Origin of the sequence: Arthrobacter sp. Y-9 (genome assembly GCF_029690065.1) — a bacterium.
Taxonomy (GTDB): domain Bacteria; phylum Actinomycetota; class Actinomycetes; order Actinomycetales; family Micrococcaceae; genus Arthrobacter_E.
In genome coordinates this window covers 2918885-2938708 of sequence record NZ_CP121463.1, presented here as the reverse complement: position 1 = coordinate 2938708, position 19824 = coordinate 2918885, and the positions used below count along the sequence as shown (strand labels likewise).

Genomic DNA, 19824 nt, shown 5'->3' with positions numbered 1-19824 from the left:
GCGCACCCGCCCGGGAATTTTCCATGCAAACGCATGGTTTTCGTGGTCGTGAACAGCAAAAAGATCGGATTCCTGTCCTTCGGTCATTACGGCCGATCCGCAGGATCGCACACCCAGGACGCCGGTGAGTCGCTGCGGCAGGCCATCGAGCTCTCCGTCGCCGCGGAGGAGCAGGGCGTGGCCGGGGCCTTCTTCCGGGTCCATCACTTCGCCCGGCAGGGCGCGGCTCCCTTCCCCCTGCTCTCCGCCATCGCCGCCCGCACCACGACCCTCGAAATGGGCACGGGCGTCATCGACATGCGGTACGAGAACCCGCTCTACATGGCCGAGGAGGCCGCCGCAACGGACCTCATCAGCCAGGGCAGGCTCCAGCTCGGCGTGAGCCGTGGTTCACCCGAGCCCGCGCTCAACGGGGCGGAGAACTTCGGCTACATCCCGCGCGACGGCGAGACCCCCGCTGACATGGCCCGTCGCCACACGGAGCTCTTCCGCCGCGCGATCACCGGGGCCGGGATCGCTCCGGCTGATGCCGGCAACGGCCGTCCGGGTCTGTTGCTGCCGGTCGAACCGCAGTCACCGGGCCTCGAACGCCGCATCTGGTGGGGCGCCGGCACCCGCGCGACGGCGGTCTGGGCCGCTGAGCAGGGCATGAACCTCATGAGCTCGACCCTCCTCACCGAGGACACGGGAGTGCCGTTCGACCAGCTGCAGGCCGAGCAGATCCGGGTGTTCCGCGAGGCCTGGAAGGATGCGGGTCACGACTGGACGCCGCGCGTCTCGGTGAGCCGCAGCATCATCCCGCTCGTATCGGAGGAGGACCACCACTACTTCGGTCTGCGCGGTCAGGTCGAAGGCCGCGACCAGGTCGGGTGGCTGGACGGGGCCGTGTCCCGCTTCGGCCGCTCCTACATCGGGGAGCCCGACCAGCTGGCCGAGGAACTCGCCCGCGACGAGGCCGTGCAGGAGGCCGACACCGTCCTGGTGACCATCCCGAACCAGCTCGGCGTCGACTACAACGCGGCGCTGCTCGGCAACATCGTCAAGCACGTCTTCGGACAGGGCTGATCACCACCCCATCGACTGCTCCACAGGATGTCGTTCTGGGTGTTGTCAGGCGTGGAGCGACATCCTAGGGAGCAGTCGATCCAGGAGAGGGTGCGACGACGGCGCCCGTCACTCCGCCCGCAGCGAGCTGACCATCGCCTCGGCGATCGGGCTCCACGCCCGGGTGCTGGGACCCGTCAGAACCAGCCGCCGGCTCACGGTCGGCTCGAGGCGCACCATGCGGAGGGCCGGGGGCAGCAGGCCCTCGCCGAGCCCTGGCATGATCGCAACGCCCATTCCCTCGTGCACCATGGTGATGAGCGTGGCGAGCTCCCGGACCTGCTGCCGCGAGGTGAAGGGGACCCCCGCGATCCGGTGGATCCGGCGCACCTGTGTCTCGCAACCGCCCATGCTGGTGATGAGACCGTCCTCCAGCAGTTCCTCCAGGGGGATAGAGGTCTCGTCGGCGTAGGGATGGTCCCGGCGCACGATGGCGCGGTACTCGTCCTCGCCCACCAGGAGCGACCCCGGAGGGTCGGTGGGCGGGTCCACGAGGATGCCGGCGTCCACGATGCCGGTCTCGAGCCACTCCGGGATCTCCTCGTCGTCGCCCTCGAACAGGCTGACCTCGACCTTGGGCAGGCGAGCCTGCCACGCGCTGAGCAGTTCCGGGAGCAGCCCTTGCATCACGGTTGGAACGGTGCCGAGACGGATCCGGCCCACGGGGACGCCGGAACGGGCCCGGACCCGTGCGGACAGCGCATCCAGAGCGGCGACGGCGGCACGGGTGTGCGGGAGCACGTCGGCGGCGAGGGCCGTGGGGGCATTGGCGCGGTCCCGGTCGAGGAGGAGGCCCCCGATGTCGTCTTCGAGGGCCCGGAGCGTCCGGGAAACTGCGGACTGGCTGACGCTGAGAGTCTGGGCCGCCGCGGTGAACGATCCCGTGTCCACCACCGCCAGCAGAGTCCGCAATTGAGGAACCGTGGGTGCCATGCATTCAGGGTATGCCCAAATGAGTTCGATGTATTTGCTTCATGAAGTATCAGGTTCGATGGTTGACTCATGAACACTCGCCGGTTCGGCACCGTCGCCGCCTTCATCATCCTGGCGCTCGTCTGGGGCTCCAGCTTCCTCTTCATCAAGGAATCTCTGACCGCCTTCACCCCGGCACAGGTCGTGCTGGGGCGGGTCGTCCTCGGAGCCGTGACACTGTGCCTCGTGATGGTGCTCAGTGGACGCGTCTGGCCCCGTGAGCGGCGCTTCTGGGGCCACATGATCATGGTGGGCCTGCTCCTCTGCGTGCTGCCGTTCAGCCTGTTCGCCTGGGCCGGGGAATCACTTCCGTCCGGCCTCTCCGCGATCCTGAACGCGGCCACACCCCTCATGACCGCACTCGCCATCGCCGCCGTCCTGCCCTCCGAACACCTCACGAAAGGGCAGGCTCTGGGCGTCGCGGTGGGAGGGGCGGGCGTGGTGCTCGTGATCGCTCCGTGGACCATGGCGGGCGACCCCGCCCTGCTCGGTTCGCTGCCCGCTCAGCTCGCGTGCCTGGGCGCCGCCGGATGCTACGGACTCGGCTTCGCCTACATGCGCCGGTTCGTGATCGGGAAGCATCACTACGACTCCATCACCGTGGCGACGGTGCAGCTGACGCTCGCGGCCGGCGTCGCGCTGGTCACCTTCCCGTTCGTCGTGTGGGCGTCGCCCGCCGCAGCCCACCTCGCGCTCAACCCCGTGGCGGTGATCTGCCTGGTCCTTCTCGGATCGCTCGGGACGGGTGTGGCGTACATCCTGAACACCGCCATCGTGTCGCAGTGGGGCGCCATCCGGGCGTCGACCGTCACCTATGTGAGTCCGTTGGTCGCGGTGCTGCTCGGCATCGTGCTCCTCGACGAACGGCTGAGCTGGAACCAGCCGGTCGGATGTCTGGTCGTCATCGCCGGGATCGTCACGGCGCACCGCGCCGCGGCGGTCCGACCGCCCGCCGTCCCGGCTGAACCCGCGACGGCGGCTGCGTCCGTCGCGGACGGCCCCGCAACAATCCGGACGGCGATTGGAGCGGAGAGCCGTCCGTCCTAACGTGGGGGACAGTCGCCCGGCCGGACCGCCGGGCCCGCACTGAAGGAGCCCCCATGATCAGCCAGCACGAATACTTCGACGGCAACGTCCGCAGCCTGGGCTCCGGGGACGACGAGGGGAAGTTCACGGTCGGCGTCATCGCCCCGGGCGAGTGGACCTTCGGCACGTCCTCCCCGGAGCGCATGCAGCTGGTGCGCGGCAGCTGGGACGTGAAGGTCCCGGCCGAGAGTGGGGAGTGGGTCCGCTATGAGGCAGGCTCGGTGTTCGAGGTCGAGGCCGGGGTGTCCTTCACCGTCATGACCAGCGATCCCGTGGCCTACATCTGCTCGTACGAGTAATACGCAGGGGTAATACACGCGGGTACTGCGTCGCTGCGGAGAGAGCGCCCCGGTGAAACAGTGAGTTTGCGCTGAAACAGTGCGTCAAGCTCACTGTTTCAGCGCAAACTCACTGTTTCGGCGGATTGCCCGCGTGCGACCCGGCCCGGTCCCGTCAGACCCGGTCCCGTCAGATCGGCGGACCGCCCTCGGCCGCCGCTTTGAGGAACTCGTTCCGCTGCCGGATCAGCTGCGGCATGTACCAGCGGAGGACCAGCAGTTCGGCGAGGCGGCCGAGCGGACCCAGCGGGGCGGCGAAGGTGATGTCGTCGCGCAGGAGGGTGCCGCCGTCGTCGGGCGTGAAACGGTGCTCGTGGCGCCAGAACCTGAACGGTCCGCGGAGCTGTTCGTCCACGAAGTGCGACGGTTCGCGGTACTCCGTGATCCGGGACGTCATGCGGATCGGGACCCCGAAATGCCGGGCCTGCCAGGTCACGGTGTCGCCCGGTCCCATACGGCCCGTCGTCACTCCGGCCACGGCGCGCTCGCCCGAATCGGCCATGGAACGGGTATGGGCGTCGACGTCGAGGGACAGGCCGAAGACCTTGTCCGGCCGCGCGGCGATGCGGATCTCCTCGCTGAAGCTGATCACGGGAGGTAGCCTACGTGGTCTTGGGGCTCTTCATTGGCGCATGCGCAGCAGGTCATCGGCGTATTCAAAGGCTCGATGATCGTCAACACGGAGAGCGTTCATCCTGCGTCCCGCAGCTTCCTCGGCATCTGCTGCGTCCTCCCTTTCGAACTGGGTTTGAAAAACCGCGAAGAGCAAACCCGAGGCATCCATATCGAGCACTTGCAGCGCGTTCGGGACGAGCTGACGAGCAGTTTGAAGAATCAGTGATTCTTCAAACATCCGCTCCTCCGTCAACGCTCCGTGGGAGAACGCGATGGCTCCCAGTGCCATGGGATTCACCCCGATGTCCTGACACGTGAGTTCGATACTCTCTTCGTCGTCTTCCTCTCGATCCGAGCCTGTGAGCAATGCAGTGACGCGCGAGAGGAAGATGCACTGGGCCACCATCGTCAGGCGGGTTTCGCAGTCACCAAGGGGTGCGTCGTCCCACGGCAGTTCATCGGTGTCCCAGGCCCACACTCGCTTGACGAGATTCCACGCGTGATCGGGTGCCAGGTTCTGTTGAAGGCAATGTGCCGCGAGTTGTTTCGGTGACATGATTTCCATGGTTTCTCCTAAGAGTGCGCTTCTGTTGGGTCCAGCATGGCCCGGTGGTCTGACATCAATTCGGCGACAGCCGCGGCGCTATGTGTCCTTCCGTGACCTTGCGTGAACCGCCGTTTCGGCAGCTTTGATGAGTGTTACGCGTCACCCCTATGGTTTTCGCATGGCTCTGATGGACATCTATCCCACGGCACTGCGCCTTCTCGGCCGCCCGGTGCTGGTGGTCGGCGGCGGCAAGGTCGCCGCGCGACGTGCCAAGGGCCTGCTCGACGCCGGAGCCCGGGTCACGGTGGTCGCCCCCGAAGCGGTGGAGACGATCCGCGACCTTGCCGACGCCGGACTCCTCCGCTGGGAGGCCCGCGGCTACCGCACCGAAGACCTCGACACCCCCTGGTTCGTCCAGACCGCCACGGGCGACCCCGCGGTGGACGCCCAGGTCGCGGCCGACTCCGAGGCCCGACGGATCTGGTGCGTCAATGCCGGGGATCACGAGAGCTCAGCCGCCTGGACGCCCGCCGTCGCCAGCGTGGACGACGTGAAGATCGCGGTCAACGCCGGAGCGGATCCCCGCCGTGCGATGGCCGTGCGCGACGCCGTCGCCGCGGCCCTCGACGAAGGCGCCCTGCCGCTCCGCCACCACCGCCGGGGCACCCCGCGCGGCGGTCAGGTCACGAGCCGGGCCAAGGGAAGCGTCGCGCTCGTCGGCGGCGGCCCGGGCGATCCCGGCCTCATGACCGTCCGCGCCCGGCAGCTCCTGGCGGAGGCCGACGTCGTCGTGGCCGATCGCCTCGGCCCGCGCTCCGTCCTGGACGGTCTGCCGGAGGACGTCCGCGTGATCGAAGTGGGCAAAACCCCCGGCCATCACCCTGTCCCGCAGGACGAGATCAACCGCATTCTGGTCCGCGAGGCGCTCGCGGGGAACCACGTGGTCCGGCTCAAGGGCGGCGACCCGTACGTCCTCGGCCGCGGCGGCGAAGAGCTCGCCTTCTGCCGCGAGCACGACGTCGACGTCCAGGTGGTCCCGGGCGTCACCTCTGCGATCTCCGTGCCCGCTGCGGCCGGCATCCCGGTGACGCATCGCGGGCTGGCCACGGGCTTCTCCGTCGTCACGGGCCACGACGAACTGGGCAGCCTGCCCGCCCGGCCGGACCACACCGTGGTCCTCCTCATGGGCGTCAAGGCCCTGTCCCGGTCGATGGACACCCTCGCCAGCTCAGGGCTCCCGCGGGACACCCCCGTGGCGATCGTGGAGCGCGGCTACGCGCCGGATCAGCGGGTCACCGTGGCGACCGTCGCGGACATCGCGGACCGCGCCGCCGACGTCGGGGTCGAGAATCCCGCCGTCATCGTGGTGGGGGACGTCGTCCGGCTCAGCCCCTATGCCCCCGAGCATCTTCGCCTCACCCCCACTCATGCACTCTGATCGAGTGCTCCACAGGACGTCGTTCTCGCCGGAATCCCAGGCTGGAATGACATCCTATGGAGCAGTCGACGAAAGGAACACAGCCGTGTCAGAACTCCCCACCCCCTCGAACGCAGCCGTCGGCTCCGCGGAGCGCCCGCTGCGCGTCGCCGTCATCGGCTCCGGTCCGGCCGGCGTCTACGCCGCGGACATCCTCACCAAGAGCGATGAGGTCAAGAGCGGGGAGCTCACCGTCAGCATCGACCTGTTCGACCGCTACCCGGCGCCGTACGGCCTGATCCGCTATGGCGTGGCCCCGGACCACCCTCGGATCAAGGGCATCGTGAACGCTTTGCACAAGGTGCTGGACCGCGGCGACATCCGCTTCTTCGGCAACGTCGACTACGGCACGGACCTTTCCCTGGAGGACCTGCGGAAGCACTACGACGCCGTCATCTTCGCCACGGGCGCCATCAAGGACGCGGACCTCAACATTCCCGGCGTCGAGCTGGAAGGCTCCTTCGGCGGCGCGGACTTCGTCTCCTGGTACGACGGCCACCCGGACGTCCCGCGCGAGTGGCCGCTCGAGGCCAAGGAGGTCGCGGTCATCGGCAACGGCAACGTCGCGCTGGACGTCGCGCGCGTCCTGTCGAAGCACGCGGACGACCTGCTGGTCACCGAGATCCCGGACAACGTCTACGCCGGCCTGAAGGCGAGCCCGGTGACGGATGTCCACGTCTTCGGGCGCCGCGGTCCCGCCCAGATCAAGTTCACCCCGCTGGAACTGCGCGAGCTGTCCCACTCCCAGGACGTGGACATCATCCTCTACGCCGAGGACTTCGAGTTCGACGAGGCCTCCGATGAGGCGATCCAGAGCAACAACCAGATCAAGACCATGGTCGGGACGCTGACCAACTGGTTCGCCGAGCAGCCCGAGGACCTCTCCGAGCTGACCGCGTCCCGCCGCCTGCACCTGCACTTCCTGCACTCCCCGGTGGAGATCACCGACTCCCCGGAAACCCCGGGCAAGGTGGCCGGCATCCGCTTCGAGCGCACCGAGCTCGACGGCACGGGCAACGCCCGCGGCACCGGCGAGTACGTGGATTACCCGGTTCAGGCGGTCTACCGGACCATCGGCTACTTCGGTTCGCCCCTGCCGGGCGTCGAGTTCGACCACCGCAAGGGCGTCGTGATCAACGACGGCGGCCGCGTCCTCGACGCCTCGGGAGCCCCGGTGCCGGGCGTCTACGCCACGGGCTGGATCAAGCGCGGACCGGTCGGTCTCATCGGCCACACCAAGGGTGACGCCCTCGAAACCATCACCCACCTGCTGGAGGACCGCACGGCCCTCCCCGTGGCGGACGACGCCGCGGAGAACGCCGTGGTCGCGTTGCTCGAAAGCCGCGGCGTGCAGTACACGAGCTGGGATGGCTGGAACCGTCTGGACGCCCACGAGCGCGCACTCGGCGCCGAGGCCACGGCCGGCGGCGGCTCGCACGGGGTGAGCGTCGAGCGCGAGCGCATCAAGGTCGTGTCCCGCGAGGAGATGGTGAGCATCTCGCGCGACGGGGCGGGCGCCGTCGTCGGCTCCTGACCTCCGCACGGCGCCGCACGTTGGGCACGTTGAGTGCCCAGTTGTTGCGGGTGTTTCCGCCGAACACCCGCAACAACTGAGCACTCAACGTCGTTAACAGCGCACTCAGCTCCGGGATTCGGCGATCTCCAGGCCGCAGCGGACGCTCCGTTCCGCGGTCTCCGGGTCGCCGGAGGCGAGGGCCGTGAGGAGGTCCTGGTGCCCCGGCTGGAGGCTGGGGTCGAAGTCCCGGTGCTCCGACTGGTTGAGCAGATCGCGCTTGAAGGCCCCTGCGAAGCCCGAATACAGCTGTTCCAGCAGCGGGTTGCCGCTGAGCCGGGCCACGCCGCGGTGGAACTCCCAGTCCAGATCCGCCCACTCGGCGATCCTGCCGGCGTGCCATGCCTCGAGCGAGGCGTCCAGGATGCGCTGCAGTTCCTCGATGCCCGGGGCCTCCGCGCGCTGGGCTGCGAGCCGCGCGGCCTGGGTGTCCAGGACCTGACGGACCTCGAACACATGGGCGGCCGTGTGCTCGCCGACGCTCCTGCTGGCCGTGCCTTCGAGCTCGCTGCGGGCACGGACGTAGGTGCCGTCGCCCTGCCGGACCTCCAGGACCCCGGCGTGGGCCAGGGCCTTGATGCCTTCCCGCAGGGTGCCGCGGGAAACCTGGAAACGCTCCATGAGCTCCGATTCGGTGGGGATCCGCTGCCCGATCTCCCACGCGCCGGACGCGATCGCCTCGCGGAGCTGCCGCGCGACGGCGGCCGCCAGCGGCTGCCGTCCCTCGGGGTGATGCAGGCCGCCGGCGGGGGTGGCGGACTTCGACGTGTTCCGAGCGGTGGTCACTGGATCACTCGCCGCCCCGGGAGGCCTGCTGCGACGCGACCACCACGCGAGGTCCGTGCCCGCTGTGCAGACGGCCCAGCACGAAGGCGGCCACGGTCAGGACGACCGCGACGCCGACCGCCACGCCCAGCGGCAGGATCCACTGCCCGGTCAGGCCGTGCAGGAGGCCGATGCCGAGCGGGCCGAGTGCCGAGAAGAAGTACCCCAGGGACTGCGCGGCGGTGGAGAGCGCCGTGGTCTCGGCGGGGGTGCGGCCGCTCTGGCTGATGATCGCCAGGACGAGCGGGAAGATGCCGAGGCCCAGGCCCGTGAGGCACGCGGACAGCAGGGCCGTCTGGATCGGCGCCACCATGAGGAGGATGATGCCGGCCACCGTGCACGCGGCGGGGATGGCGAGAGCCCAGGGGCGGGTGCTGTTCCGCGAACCGAAGGCGAGGAACAGCATGCCAGCGAACATCGACACGAACTGCATGACACCGAACATCAGGCCGCTCTGCGTGGCGTCCATGCCGTTGTCGCTCAGGATGTAGGCGTACCAGCTCATGACGGCGTAGGCGAGGAAACCCTGCGTCGAGAAGACGATCGCGATCAGCACGGCCTTGCGGCCCCGGAGCGCGGCCCAGATGCCGTGGTGCTGCTCGGGTGCGACGTCGGGGGCCAGGTTCCGGCTCCGACGGCGCCCGAGGGCCAGTGGGATGAAACCGAGGAGACCGAGCGCTGCGATCACGGACCACGAGGCCAGCCCGGCGGACGGGGAGCCCAGCGCGTGGGCCAGGGGGACGCTGACGGTGGCCGCCGTCGTCGCGCCGATGGTCATGGTGAAGGTGTACAGGCCGGTGACCAGCGACGTCCGGTCGGCGTGGTCCTGGCGGATCAGCACCGGCATGGAGACGTTGCAGATGGCCAGGCCGCTCATCGCCACCACGGAGCCCACCAGCAGCGCCACGGTGCTGGGGATGCCGCGGATCGCGAGGCCGCAGGTCAGCAGGAAGAGCGCGAACACCACGGTGTTCTCGACGCCCAGGCGGCGGCTCAGGGGGTTGGTGGCCAGCCCGGCGAATGCGAAGCACAGCGTGGGGATGCTCGGCAGGAGCGAGGCGATGAAAGCGCCGTAGCCCAGAGCCTGCTGCAGTTCGTGGAAGAGAGCTGCTGCACTCGTGATGCCCACGCGGAGGTTGAGCCCCACCAGGATGACGCCCACCAGGGCGAGCAGCACCTTCCGGCGCCCCGAGCCGCCGGTTCCCGTGGCGAGGGCCGAGGCGTCGGCGAGAGCGGCGGGACTGAGGATGGGCGCGGTGGATTCCGAGGTGGGTGTGGCTGGCATGTTCTAAAGGTTAGACCTTTAGTCGTTCTGGTATGCCATTCCGTGACGGACGCCACAGGAAATGGCCGGCGAGGCGAGGGTCAGCGCGTCCCGAGCCGGGAGATCGCCAGGGCCAGCCAGAGCTGGACGCGGTCCGCCGTGGTGGAAGGGTCGTAGCCACTGAGCTCGGTGATCTGGGCCAGGCGGTACCGGACGGTGTTGCGGTGCAGGGTGAGTGCCTGCGCCACGGCCGCCACGGAGCCGTCGTGCTCGAGGTAGCTCTCCAGGGTGCTGAGCAGCCCGGCCCCGTGTGCGGCGTCGAAGTCGTAGAGCGGTTTGAGGGTCTCCATCGCCATGTCGGACAGCGGGACGTCCTCGCTCGCCAGCAGCAGCGACGTCAGGCTGAGCCGTTCGGGCTCGTTGACCGGCAGTCCGCGCGCGACGGCGTCGCGCGCCTCGAAGTAGCTCCAGCGCAGGCCGTTCGCCTTGGCGTAGTGGCCGCCGATCCCGATCGTCGCCTTCAGCCCGGCCTCGGCCAGCAGAGCATGGACGGCCTTGGCGGCCTCCACGGCGGTCTTGTCCTCCGGCGTGATGATGAGCAGCTCGGAGTCGACGACGGCGGTCGGGATGCCTTCGAGCTCGGGCGGCAGGGGAGTGGACATGATGGCTTTGTTCTGGGCCGGGGTGTTGCCCGGCGCCGGCCGCACGAGGATCACCACATGACGTTTGGCCGCGGCCACCCCGATGGTCGCGAGCCTGGTGCCGGCGTCCTTCGGGTCCAGCACGCCGCGGATGACGTCCTGCATGACCTGCCCCGCCAGCTTCCGGGAGGCGTCCCGCTGGTGCTTCTGGTTGTTCAGTTCCAGGCTGATGAGGCTCTTCGCGTAGTCCAGGATGCCGGCGTCCCGGAAGGGCTCACGGACCTGGAGCGTGGTGGCGTCGCGCTGACCGGTGGAGATGGCCACGTCCAGCCAGCGCCCGGAATCGGGCTCGCCGAGGGAGCCTGCGGTGGTGCTGAAGATCTCGCGTCCGTAGCGCCGCAGCCGCAGATCGGTGCGGAGCAGTCCCGCCAGTTGCCGCAGCAACGCGGGCAGCCCGCCGCCCGAGAGCAGGGAACGGGCCAGGACCTGGTGCCCCGAGAGCATGCGTTCCAGCTTGGCGAGGTGGTCCGCGTGCTGCGCCTCCGCCACGAGCTTCCCCAGCGCGATGAACGGGGTCTCGTACGGGACCTCCACCACGGGGATGTCCCAGCGGTTCGCCTCCGCCACGAGGGCCGGCGGCACCACTTCGGAGGACAGGCCCGTGCCGAAGCCGATACCGACCGCCCCGGAACGCTGCACCATGCGCACGAAGTGGCGCTGCGCGGCGGCGGTCTTCTGGCGCAGACCGGTGGTCAGCACGAGCTCGCCGCCGCTCAGGAAGCGCTGCGGGTTCTCCTGCTCCGTGACGGCCACCCACTGAATCGGGGTGGAAAGGGTCGACTCGGCGGCCCCCACCTTCTTAAGCTTGAGAGACGGAACGGACAGAAGTGCCGCCAGCGTGATGGACATGGTCCCATCATAGAAGTCCTTTGGACTCCCGCACAGCAGGCTTGGGGTTTGGCTGTGCACCCGCCTATACATCGGCGAGCTTTCGTCACCCTATGCTCGAAGTCACACCCGTCGCAGGCGACTAAGAAGGAAAGAGTCCCCCATGACTGCAACCACCACCGAACTCAGCTACCGCCTCGAGCAGAAGCGCAGCATCGGCGAGTTCCCCGGCCCCAAGTCCCGCGAGCTGGCCGCCCGCCGTGACGCCGTCGTCGCCGGCGGCGTCGCCTCCTCCGTCCCCGTCTACATCGCCGATGGCGATGGCGGCATCATCAAGGACGTGGACGGCAACTCCTTCATCGACCTCGGCTCCGGCATCGCCGTGACGAGCGTCGGCGCCTCCGCCCCGGCCGTCGTCGCCGCGGTCCAGGAAGCCGTGCAGCACTTCACGCACACCTGCTTCATGGTGACCCCGTACGAGGGCTACGTCGCCGTCGCCGAGAAGCTCAACGAGCTGACCCCGGGCGACCACGAGAAGCGCTCCGTGCTGTTCAACTCCGGCGCCGAAGCCGTCGAGAACGCCATCAAGATCGCCCGCAAGGCCACCGGCCGCAACGCCGTCGTCGCGTTCGACCACGCCTACCACGGCCGCACCAACCTGACCATGGCGCTGACCGCCAAGGCCATGCCGTACAAGAGCGGCTTCGGTCCGTTCGCCTCGGACATCTACCGTCTGCCGATGAGCTACCCGTACCGCGAGGAGAACCCGGAGATCACGGGCACCGAGGCCGCCAAGCGCGCCATCCTCGCCATCGAAAAGCAGATCGGCGGCAGCGAGGTCGCCGCGATCATCATCGAGCCCATCCAGGGCGAGGGCGGCTTCATCGTCCCCGCCGAGGGCTTCCTCCCGACCCTGGCCGCGTGGGCCAAGGAGAACGGCGTCGTCTTCATCGCAGATGAGGTCCAGGCCGGCTTCTGCCGCACCGGCAAGTGGTTCGCCGTCGATCACGAAGGCGTCGTCCCGGACCTGATCACCATGGCCAAGGGCATCGCCGGCGGCATGCCGCTGTCCGCCGTCACCGGCCGCGCCGAGCTGCTCAACGCCGTTCACGGCGGCGGTCTGGGCGGCACGTACGGTGGCAACCCGGTGGCCTGCGCCGCCGCTCTCGCCGCGATCGAGACCATGGAGCAGTTCGACCTGAACGCCCGTGCCGAGCGCATCGGTCAGCTCATCCAGGACCGCATGAACAAGCTGGCCGGCGAGCTCTCCGTGATCGGTGACGTGCGTGGCCGTGGCGCCATGCAGGCCATCGAGCTCGTGGTGGCCGGTTCCAAGGAGCCGAACGCCGCGCTGACCAAGGCGATCGCCGACTACTGCCTGGCCCAGGGTGTCATCATCCTGACCTGTGGCACCTACGGCAACGTGATCCGTCTCCTGCCGCCGCTCACGATCGGTGAGGACCTCCTCAACGACGCGCTCGACGTCCTCGAGGCAGCGATTCGCGCCAACGCCTGAGCCTTCCCGGTTCCGGCTCTCTGAGCCTGGCCGCCCGTCCCGACCGTTCACCTGCCCGCGAACGGTCGAGGCGGGCGGTCTTGTTTTAGCCAAGGCCGCCCGCCCCGCTCAGCAGATCAGCGCAGCACCACCGTGCGGGCATGACCGTGCCCGTCCAGCGCGATGTCGAGCGTGAGCGGCGAGGTGCTCACCACGGTCACGCCGGGATCCGGACTCACGACGCCGGACACCGCCACCCCCGCCAGGCTCACCCGGGCGACGGCCTGGGTGCGGCTCGGGTCGGAGAGCGCGACCGTCACCGTCCCGTCGTCGTCCTTCCGGAACGCCAGCGAGCATGGACCGCTCACGGTGACGCCGTGCGCGGGGGCCGTGTCCGCCGGGGTCGCGGCGAAGAAGTTGGCCAGCGTCACTCCCTGCGCACGGTCCTCCACCATCTGCACGTCCGCCGAATTCGCGAGGACCCGCACCGACGGGTTCGCCGACTCCTTGAAGGTGTCCGAGTGCTCCGCACCCGGCAGCATCAGGTACGCATAGCCGCCACCCTGAGGCCCCGTCCCGTGGCTGTGGGTGATGGTGACGTAGTCGCGGGCCTTGACGTCGTCCGTGCCGCCCGTGTCCGCGCCGGAGTTGATGGCCTTCCATGTTCCGCTGCGGGCCACCACCGCCACGGTGACGTCTCCGCTCACGTTCTCCGCGGGCAGCAGGACATACCCGCCATGCCCCACGATGTGGGCATTGCGGGTGATCCTCACGCGGGCGTCGCCGGGGGCCAGGGTCCGCTTGCGGTTGTCGGTGCGCAGGTCCGGCGCCTTGCCGGGAGCGAAGGCCCGGTTCTCCACCGTGGTGATCACCTCGTGCGGGCCGGAGGAGGTGATTCCGGCGCCCAGGCAGACCACCTTGTCCTCCAGGAAGAACCACGACTTGCGCGCGCTGAGGGTCTTGTTGAAGTTCAGGTGGTCCATGCCCTGGACACCCCAGTTGCCCTCGAAATCCAGGCCGCCGGCGAACGCCTGGTACGCCCGGGGGATCCCGGTGCCGTTCGTCGCCCCGCTCTCGCGCGGTTCGGTGGTCACGGTCGTTCCGGGCAGGCGGTACGGGTCCACGGTCGGCCAGAAATCGGCGCTGTACTGGGACGGATCCGTCGGGGTGTAGACGAAGGTCAGACCGTCGCCCTGGTACCAGCCGAGGTTGTTCTCGAAGTTGCCCCATTCGTAGCGGCCGATCCGTTTCGAGGACACGTTGACCACCGAACTGAAGCCCGGGCGGTGGTGCACCAGACGGTCCTGGTCCCCGAACGCGCGGGTGAAGACCGGGGCGGGCGCCGGGGTGATGGAGGAGTCCTGGAGGGCCGAGGTGACCAGCAGGGACTTGGCGATGCTCTGCCCGGGGAGGCCGAACAGCGAGACGTCCGTGCAGCGTTCCAGCCAGCCCTTCACGAGGGCGAGGTAGCGGCTGCGGTACGGCTCCCCGGCTCCCGGCGCCAGCAGGAGGATGGCCGTGATGGCGCCGGCGCCGTCCACGTAGTCCGGGTTGGCCTGCCGGGACACCGCCCGGCCGCGGACCGTGTCCATCATGCGTCCGTTCCAGATGAAGGGCGCGTAGCTCGCTTCCACCGCGTCCAGGATAACGGACTTCTTCGGGTCGGTGACGTCCCAGGCGCTGCCGCCCAGCAGGCCCAGGATCTCGGCGATCCCGCCGAGCGTGACCACGCCGTAGGTCCCCACATACGGGAGATAGCTGTGCTGGACGAACGAACCGTCCGCGTAGAAGCCATCGCCGCTCGTGACATAGCCGAACACGCTGTTCTTGCCATTGCGCACGGTGTCGCTGAGGGCGTCGCGGGCCAGGGCCACTTCGTCCGGCCGGCCGTCGAGGATGCCGCGCAGGGCGCAGGAGAGCGCCTTGTCCGTCCGGTTCGCTCCGGTCTCCGCGAGGCTGGTTCCGCGGCCGCGCCAATTGGGGTCCGGGGTGAAGTACCGTGCTGCGGCCAGGAGGGAGGAGCGCAGGGCGGCGGGGACGACGTCGTACAGCAGGACCAGGATGTCCGCGGCCTTGCGCGGCACACCGATCTCCCAGAACCACCAGTTGCCGGCGGCCCGCATGCCGCTCTTGTAGGCGGTGGTGCTGAGGTAACTGAGCGCCGCGACCAGATCGGAGGCCAGCTTCGCGTCGCCGTGCTGGGCGGAGCCCGCGGTGGCGTGGGCGAGGGCCAAGTCGAAGAGACGGTTGAAGCTCACGCCCATGTTGCCGGTGGCGTCGGCTGCGCTGCCGATTCCCGTGAGCGGCAGGTCGGCCCAGAGGCCGGACGTCCCGCTCGGGGTGATCATGGACGCCCAGGTCCTGGCGGCGGCGTCGCTCATGGCCTGGAGCGCGGAGGTCAGCTCCGGGACCGTGGCGGCGCTGCCGTCCCCGGCCAGCATCAGACGACGGCGAGCGATCAGCTCGTCCAGCGAGGCCGCGGGGGCGGCGCTCACGGAGCCGGCCGTGGCGCTCAGGAGCGCGCCGGCCCCCAGGAGTGCGAAGAGGGTTCTGCGATTCAGCTCGGCGGACAACACGGACCTCCAGTGCTCGGGGAGTGGGTAGTCCGAGCCTAGAGGTGAGTGTTCTTGATCACAATAGGTTGAAAGTGTTCATTTACTTTCACCTGCGTCGGACGCGGATGCTATGACGCAGAGCGTCCACGGTGAGGATGATGAGCCCCAGCCACACCAGACCGAAGCCGATCCAGCGCTCGGGGGACATGTGCTCGTGGAGGACCAGGGTCGCGATGATCAGCTGGAGCGTCGGCGCCAGGTACTGCAGCATGCCGATGGTGGTGAGCGGGAGGCGGGCCGCGGAAGCGCCGAAGAACACGAGCGGGACGGCCGTCACCGCGCCGGACGCTGCCATGAGCCAGAAGTGCGCCGAGCCGTACCCGGTGACCGTGGCCGCCTGGTTCAGGGTCAGCGCGACCATGGTGACGGCCGCGAACGGGGCCAGGACCAGCGTCTCCACGCTGAGGCTGGTGATGGAGTCGACACCGGACCCCACCTTCTTCTTCACGAGCCCGTAGAAGCCGAAGCTGAAGGCGAGCGTCAGGGCGATCCACGGCAGCTTGCCGTACGCCACCGTCAGCACGACGACGGCCAGGAACCCGATGCCCACGGCGGTCCACTGCAGCGCCCGCAGGCGCTCTTTCAGGACCAGGACGCCGAGCAGCACCGAGACCAGCGGATTGATGTAGTACCCCAAGGAGGCTTCCACGGCCTGGCCGCTCATCACGCCGAACGTGTACGCGAGCCAGTTCACCGCGATGAGCAGGGCGGCGATCGCGAGGACGCCGAGCGTCTTAGGGCGCTTCAGGACGAGGGTGAACGTCTTCCAGGACCGGGTGGCGGTCAGCAGGATGGCGCAGAAGAGCAGGGACCAGAGCACCCGGTTCGCCACGATCTCCACCGGGCCGGCCGGAAGCAGCAGCATGAAGTAGAGCGGCAGCAGGCCCCAGAGGGTGTAGGCGCCGACGCCGTAGGCGAGACCCTGGCGCTCCCGCTTGGCGGCCTGCTCGGCTGCGCCGCCGGAGGTGCCGGCCGGGTTGCTGCCGGGGATGCCGCTCACGGGGGTGGTGGGAGCGAGGGTTTTCGAGATGGGGTCCGTCACGTGGGCACAACCGGCCGCATGCAGGTGTTATTCCGAACAATTAGAATAGTTCTGCCTGCGCTAATGGCGCGGGCACTGTCAACCTTGGAAGGTCAGCTCTTGTCTGTCGAGTCTGTGCACACGTCCGCCCGCCCTCTGCGCGTCGCCATCATCGGTTCCGGTCCGGCCGGCGTCTATGCCGCAGACATCCTCACGAAGTCTCAGGGCGTGAAAGACGGCGAAGTGCAGGTCTCGATCGACCTCTTCGAGCGTTACCCCGCGCCGTACGGCCTGATCCGCTACGGCGTCGCCCCCGACCACCCCCGCATCAAGGGCATCGTGAACGCGCTGCACAAGGTGCTGGACCGCGGCGACATCCGCTTCTTCGGCAATGTCCACTTCGGGCAGGACGTCAGTCTGGAGGACCTGCAGAAGCACTATGACGCGGTCATCTTCGCCACCGGCGCCATCAAGGATGCCGAGCTGAACATCCCGGGCATCGACCTGAAGGGGTCCTTCGGCGGCGCGGACTTCGTCTCCTGGTACGACGGTCACCCGGACGTTCCGCGGGACTGGCCGCTGGAGGCTCAGGAGATCGCCGTGATCGGCAACGGCAATGTCGCCCTCGACGTCGCGCGCGTCCTGTCCAAGCACGCTGAGGACCTGCTGGTCACCGAGATCCCGGACAACGTCTACGAGGGCCTGAAGAAGTCCCCGGTCACGGATGTCCACGTCTTCGGACGCCGCGGTCCCGCCCAGGTGAAGTTCACCCCGCTGGAGCTGCGCGAGCTGTCCCACTCCCGCGACGTGGACATCGTGCTGTACCCGGAGGACTTCGACTTCGACGAGGCCTCGGACGAAGCCATCAAGACGAACAACCAGGTCAAGACCATGGTCAACACCTTGACCAACTGGCTGGTGGAGGAGGCGCACGAGGGTGAGGACGCCGCGTCCCGCCGTCTGCACCTGCACTTCCTGCACTCCCCGGTGGAGATCCTGGAGGACCCGGAGCGCCCTGGCCACGTGGGCGGCATCCGCTTCGAGCGCATGGAGCTGGACGGCACGGGCAACGCCCGCGGCACCGGCGAGTACGTGGACTACCCGGTCCAGGCCGTGTACCGCGCCATCGGCTACTTCGGGTCGCCGCTGCCGGGCCTGGAGTTCGACGAGCGCCGTGGCGTCCTCAAGAACGACGGCGGCCGCGTCCTGGGCGCGGACGGCGCCCCGGTGCCGGGCGTCTACGCCACGGGCTGGATCAAGCGTGGACCGGTCGGTCTCATCGGCCACACGAAGGGTGACGCCCTCGAAACCATCGGCTACCTCCTGGAGGACCGCCTCCAGCTGCCCGCCGCCGTCGAGCCGTCCGAGGACGCCGTCGTCGCCCTGCTCGAGGAGCGCGGCGTCGAGTACACGACGTGGGAGGGCTGGAACCGTCTGGACGCTCACGAACTGGCCCTCGGGGCGGAGGCGACCGCCAACGGAGGTTCGCACGGCGTGAGTATTGCGCGCGAGCGGGTCAAGGTGGTACCCCGCGAGGAGATGGTGAGCATTTCCCGAGGTCAGTAGGCCATTCCGGGAGAATGCGGGAAATGAAATGTTCATTTCCTAATCTCACATACTGGACGAGTACGGGGTGTCCGAGGGGTGGACACTACCCTTGTGACGATCCTTTACACGACACAGAATGTGGACACCGATGAACATTCTCCGTACCAAGTCAATTGAGCAGTCAATTGCAGACGCCGAGGAGCCGGGTCGCCGGCTCAAGCGTTCCCTGAGCGCCTGGGACCTCATGATCATGGGCGTCGCCGTGGCCGTCGGCGCCGGCATCTTCTCCGTTGGCGCCAAGGCTGCCGCCAACTTCGCCGGCCCCGCCGTCACGCTGTCCTTCGTCATCGCCGCCGTCACGTGCGCGCTGGCGATCATGTGCTACGCCGAATTCGCCACGGCCATCCCGGTGGCGGGCTCGGCATACGTCTTCACCTACGCGACCCTCGGTGAGGTCCTAGCCTGGATCGTCGGCTGGAACCTCATCCTGGAACTCTTCACGGCTGCGGCCGTGATCGCCAAGTACTGGGGCATCTACCTCTCCAAGGTCTTCGACCTGGTGGGCGTCAAAATGCCCGAGGCCATCAACGTGGGCGGCCTGGACGTCTACTGGGGCGCGTTCCTGATCGTGGCCATCTTCACCGTGCTGCTGGTGCTCGGCACCAAGCTCTCGGCCCGGGTGGGCAACGTCTTCACGCTCATCAAGATCGCCGTGGTGCTCTTCGTCATCATCGTGGGCTTCTTCTACATCAAGGCGGAGAACTACACCCCGTTCGTTCCGCAGTCCGTGCCGACCGCTGGCAACGCCGTGGAAGATGTCATGAAGCAGTCCCTCTTCGGCTTCCTGACGGGAGCGGCCCCGGCACAGTACGGCACCCTGGGCATCTTCGCCGGTGCAGCCCTGGTGTTCTTCGCCTTCATCGGCTTCGACGTGGTGGCCACCTCCGCGGAAGAGGTCAAGAACCCGCAGAAGACGCTGCCCCGCGGCATCTTCGGCGGCCTGGCCCTGGTCACGCTGCTCTACATCCTGGTGTCCCTCGCCCTGACCGGCATGGTGTCCTACACGGATCTGGCGAAGGCCAAGAACCCGACCCTCACCACCGCGTTCGAGGCCGTCGGCAACACCGACGCCGCCAAGATCATCGCCTTCGGCTCCCTGATCGGCCTCACCACGGTCATCATGGTGCTCCTCATGGGCCTGGCCCGCGTGGTCCTGGCCATGAGCCGCGACGGCCTCTTGCCGCGCGCCCTGTCCAAGACCAGCGACAAGCACTCCACCCCGGCCCGCACCCAGATCCTGTGCGGCGTGGCCGTGGCGCTCGTGGCCGGTCTGACCCAGGTGGACATCCTGGAGGAGATGATCAACATCGGCACCCTGTGCGCCTTCGTGATGGTCTCGATCGGCATCCTGGTGCTGCGCCGCAAGCGCCCCGACCTGCGCCCGGCGTTCCGTGTGCCGTTCGGCCCCGTGCTCCCGGCCCTGTCCGCCGTGCTCTGCGTCTACCTGATGACCAACCTGGCCGTGCAGACCTGGCTGTTCTTCCTCCTCTGGCTCGTGCTCGGCTTCGCGATCTACTTCGCGTACGGTCAGCGGCACTCCCGCCTGAACGAACGCTTCACCGAGGCAAAGGAGTTCGTGGGCTGATCCAGCCTGCGCCTCCCACCGCTGAGCCGCAGCACGACGACGGCGCTGCGCCCCTTCCCGGGGCGCGGCGCCGTCGTCGTCCGCAGGGTGAGCGGGCGAGCCGCCCGCTGTCCGCGCGCCGTCATCTCGCGGCCCGCCTGCGGCTCCGGGAGGCCCTGGGGTCCTAAGAT

The 19824-nt window shown here is 68.6% G+C and carries 16 protein-coding genes; 8 read left to right on the top strand and 8 right to left on the bottom strand.

Annotated features, from left to right (window positions below; translation table 11 throughout):
- Positions 1-48 precede the first annotated feature (48 nt).
- Positions 49-1065, top strand: a complete 1017-nt coding sequence (locus tag P9849_RS13315; RefSeq protein ID WP_278267213.1) for an LLM class flavin-dependent oxidoreductase — start codon at positions 49-51, stop codon at positions 1063-1065.
- 108 nt (positions 1066-1173) lie between these two features.
- Here the strand turns inward: P9849_RS13315 and P9849_RS13310 are convergent, their stop codons facing one another.
- Positions 1174-2037, bottom strand: a complete 864-nt coding sequence (locus P9849_RS13310; RefSeq protein ID WP_278267212.1) for a LysR family transcriptional regulator — start codon at positions 2035-2037, stop codon at positions 1174-1176.
- Positions 2038-2106: 69 nt separating this feature from the next.
- Here P9849_RS13310 and P9849_RS13305 point away from each other — a divergent pair, with 69 nt between their 5' ends.
- The gene (locus tag P9849_RS13305; protein ID WP_278267211.1) at positions 2107-3123 is read left to right on the top strand and encodes a DMT family transporter; all 1017 of its coding nucleotides are present in this window, start codon (positions 2107-2109) and stop codon (positions 3121-3123) included.
- A gap of 53 nt (positions 3124-3176) precedes the next feature.
- Positions 3177-3461 carry a pyrimidine/purine nucleoside phosphorylase gene (locus P9849_RS13300; protein WP_278267210.1) on the top strand — a complete coding sequence of 95 codons (285 nt, stop codon included), beginning with the start codon at positions 3177-3179 and terminating at the stop codon, positions 3459-3461.
- Positions 3462-3630: 169 nt separating this feature from the next.
- Here P9849_RS13300 and P9849_RS13295 read toward each other — a convergent pair whose 3' ends face one another.
- Together P9849_RS13295 and P9849_RS13290 are read right to left on the bottom strand one after the other, a co-directional pair.
- Positions 3631-4092 (bottom strand): SRPBCC family protein, encoded by a 462-nt coding sequence (locus P9849_RS13295; RefSeq protein WP_278267209.1) that lies wholly within the window; start codon positions 4090-4092, stop codon positions 3631-3633.
- Between the two features lie 30 nt (positions 4093-4122).
- Positions 4123-4680 (bottom strand): hypothetical protein, encoded by a 558-nt coding sequence (locus P9849_RS13290; protein ID WP_278267208.1) that lies wholly within the window; start codon positions 4678-4680, stop codon positions 4123-4125.
- Between the two features lie 160 nt (positions 4681-4840).
- On the opposite strand from P9849_RS13290, the gene cobA reads away from it, so the two are divergent.
- Both cobA and P9849_RS13280 read left to right on the top strand, forming a co-directional pair.
- Complete coding sequence (gene cobA, locus P9849_RS13285; protein WP_278267207.1) at positions 4841-6100, top strand: uroporphyrinogen-III C-methyltransferase; 1260 nt, start codon at positions 4841-4843, stop codon at positions 6098-6100.
- A 46-nt stretch (positions 6101-6146) separates the two neighbouring features.
- Positions 6147-7673 (top strand): FAD-dependent oxidoreductase, encoded by a 1527-nt coding sequence (locus tag P9849_RS13280; protein ID WP_278267206.1) that lies wholly within the window; start codon positions 6147-6149, stop codon positions 7671-7673.
- Positions 7674-7778: 105 nt separating this feature from the next.
- Here P9849_RS13280 and P9849_RS13275 read toward each other — a convergent pair whose 3' ends face one another.
- The 3 genes from P9849_RS13275 to P9849_RS13265 form a co-directional block, all read right to left on the bottom strand.
- On the bottom strand, positions 7779-8498 hold the full coding sequence (locus P9849_RS13275) for an FCD domain-containing protein (RefSeq protein WP_278267205.1): 720 nt from the start codon (positions 8496-8498) through the stop codon (positions 7779-7781).
- Positions 8499-8502: 4 nt separating this feature from the next.
- Positions 8503-9822, bottom strand: coding sequence for an MFS transporter (locus P9849_RS13270; protein ID WP_278267204.1), 1320 nt, complete (start codon positions 9820-9822; stop codon positions 8503-8505).
- An 80-nt stretch (positions 9823-9902) separates the two neighbouring features.
- Positions 9903-11351, bottom strand: a complete 1449-nt coding sequence (locus P9849_RS13265) for a PucR family transcriptional regulator (protein ID WP_278267203.1) — start codon at positions 11349-11351, stop codon at positions 9903-9905.
- Positions 11352-11493: 142 nt separating this feature from the next.
- Here P9849_RS13265 and gabT point away from each other — a divergent pair, with 142 nt between their 5' ends.
- Positions 11494-12846 (top strand): 4-aminobutyrate--2-oxoglutarate transaminase, encoded by a 1353-nt coding sequence (gene gabT / locus P9849_RS13260; protein ID WP_278267202.1) that lies wholly within the window; start codon positions 11494-11496, stop codon positions 12844-12846.
- A 116-nt stretch (positions 12847-12962) separates the two neighbouring features.
- Here gabT and P9849_RS13255 read toward each other — a convergent pair whose 3' ends face one another.
- A complete protein-coding gene (locus P9849_RS13255) occupies positions 12963-15398 on the bottom strand; it encodes a polysaccharide lyase 8 family protein (RefSeq protein ID WP_278267201.1) in 2436 nt (811 codons plus the stop codon).
- 88 nt (positions 15399-15486) lie between these two features.
- Entirely contained in the window at positions 15487-16323 is an 837-nt protein-coding gene (gene rarD, locus P9849_RS13250; RefSeq protein ID WP_278269164.1) for an EamA family transporter RarD, read from the bottom strand.
- Between the two features lie 258 nt (positions 16324-16581).
- Between rarD and P9849_RS13245 the strand changes: the two genes are divergently transcribed.
- Together P9849_RS13245 and P9849_RS13240 are read left to right on the top strand one after the other, a co-directional pair.
- Positions 16582-18027: an FAD-dependent oxidoreductase gene (locus P9849_RS13245; RefSeq protein ID WP_278267200.1), complete on the top strand. Its 1446-nt coding sequence runs from the start codon at positions 16582-16584 to the stop codon at positions 18025-18027.
- Between the two features lie 130 nt (positions 18028-18157).
- The gene (locus P9849_RS13240) at positions 18158-19654 is read left to right on the top strand and encodes an amino acid permease (protein WP_278267199.1); all 1497 of its coding nucleotides are present in this window, start codon (positions 18158-18160) and stop codon (positions 19652-19654) included.
- The last annotated feature ends 170 nt before the right edge of the window (positions 19655-19824 follow it).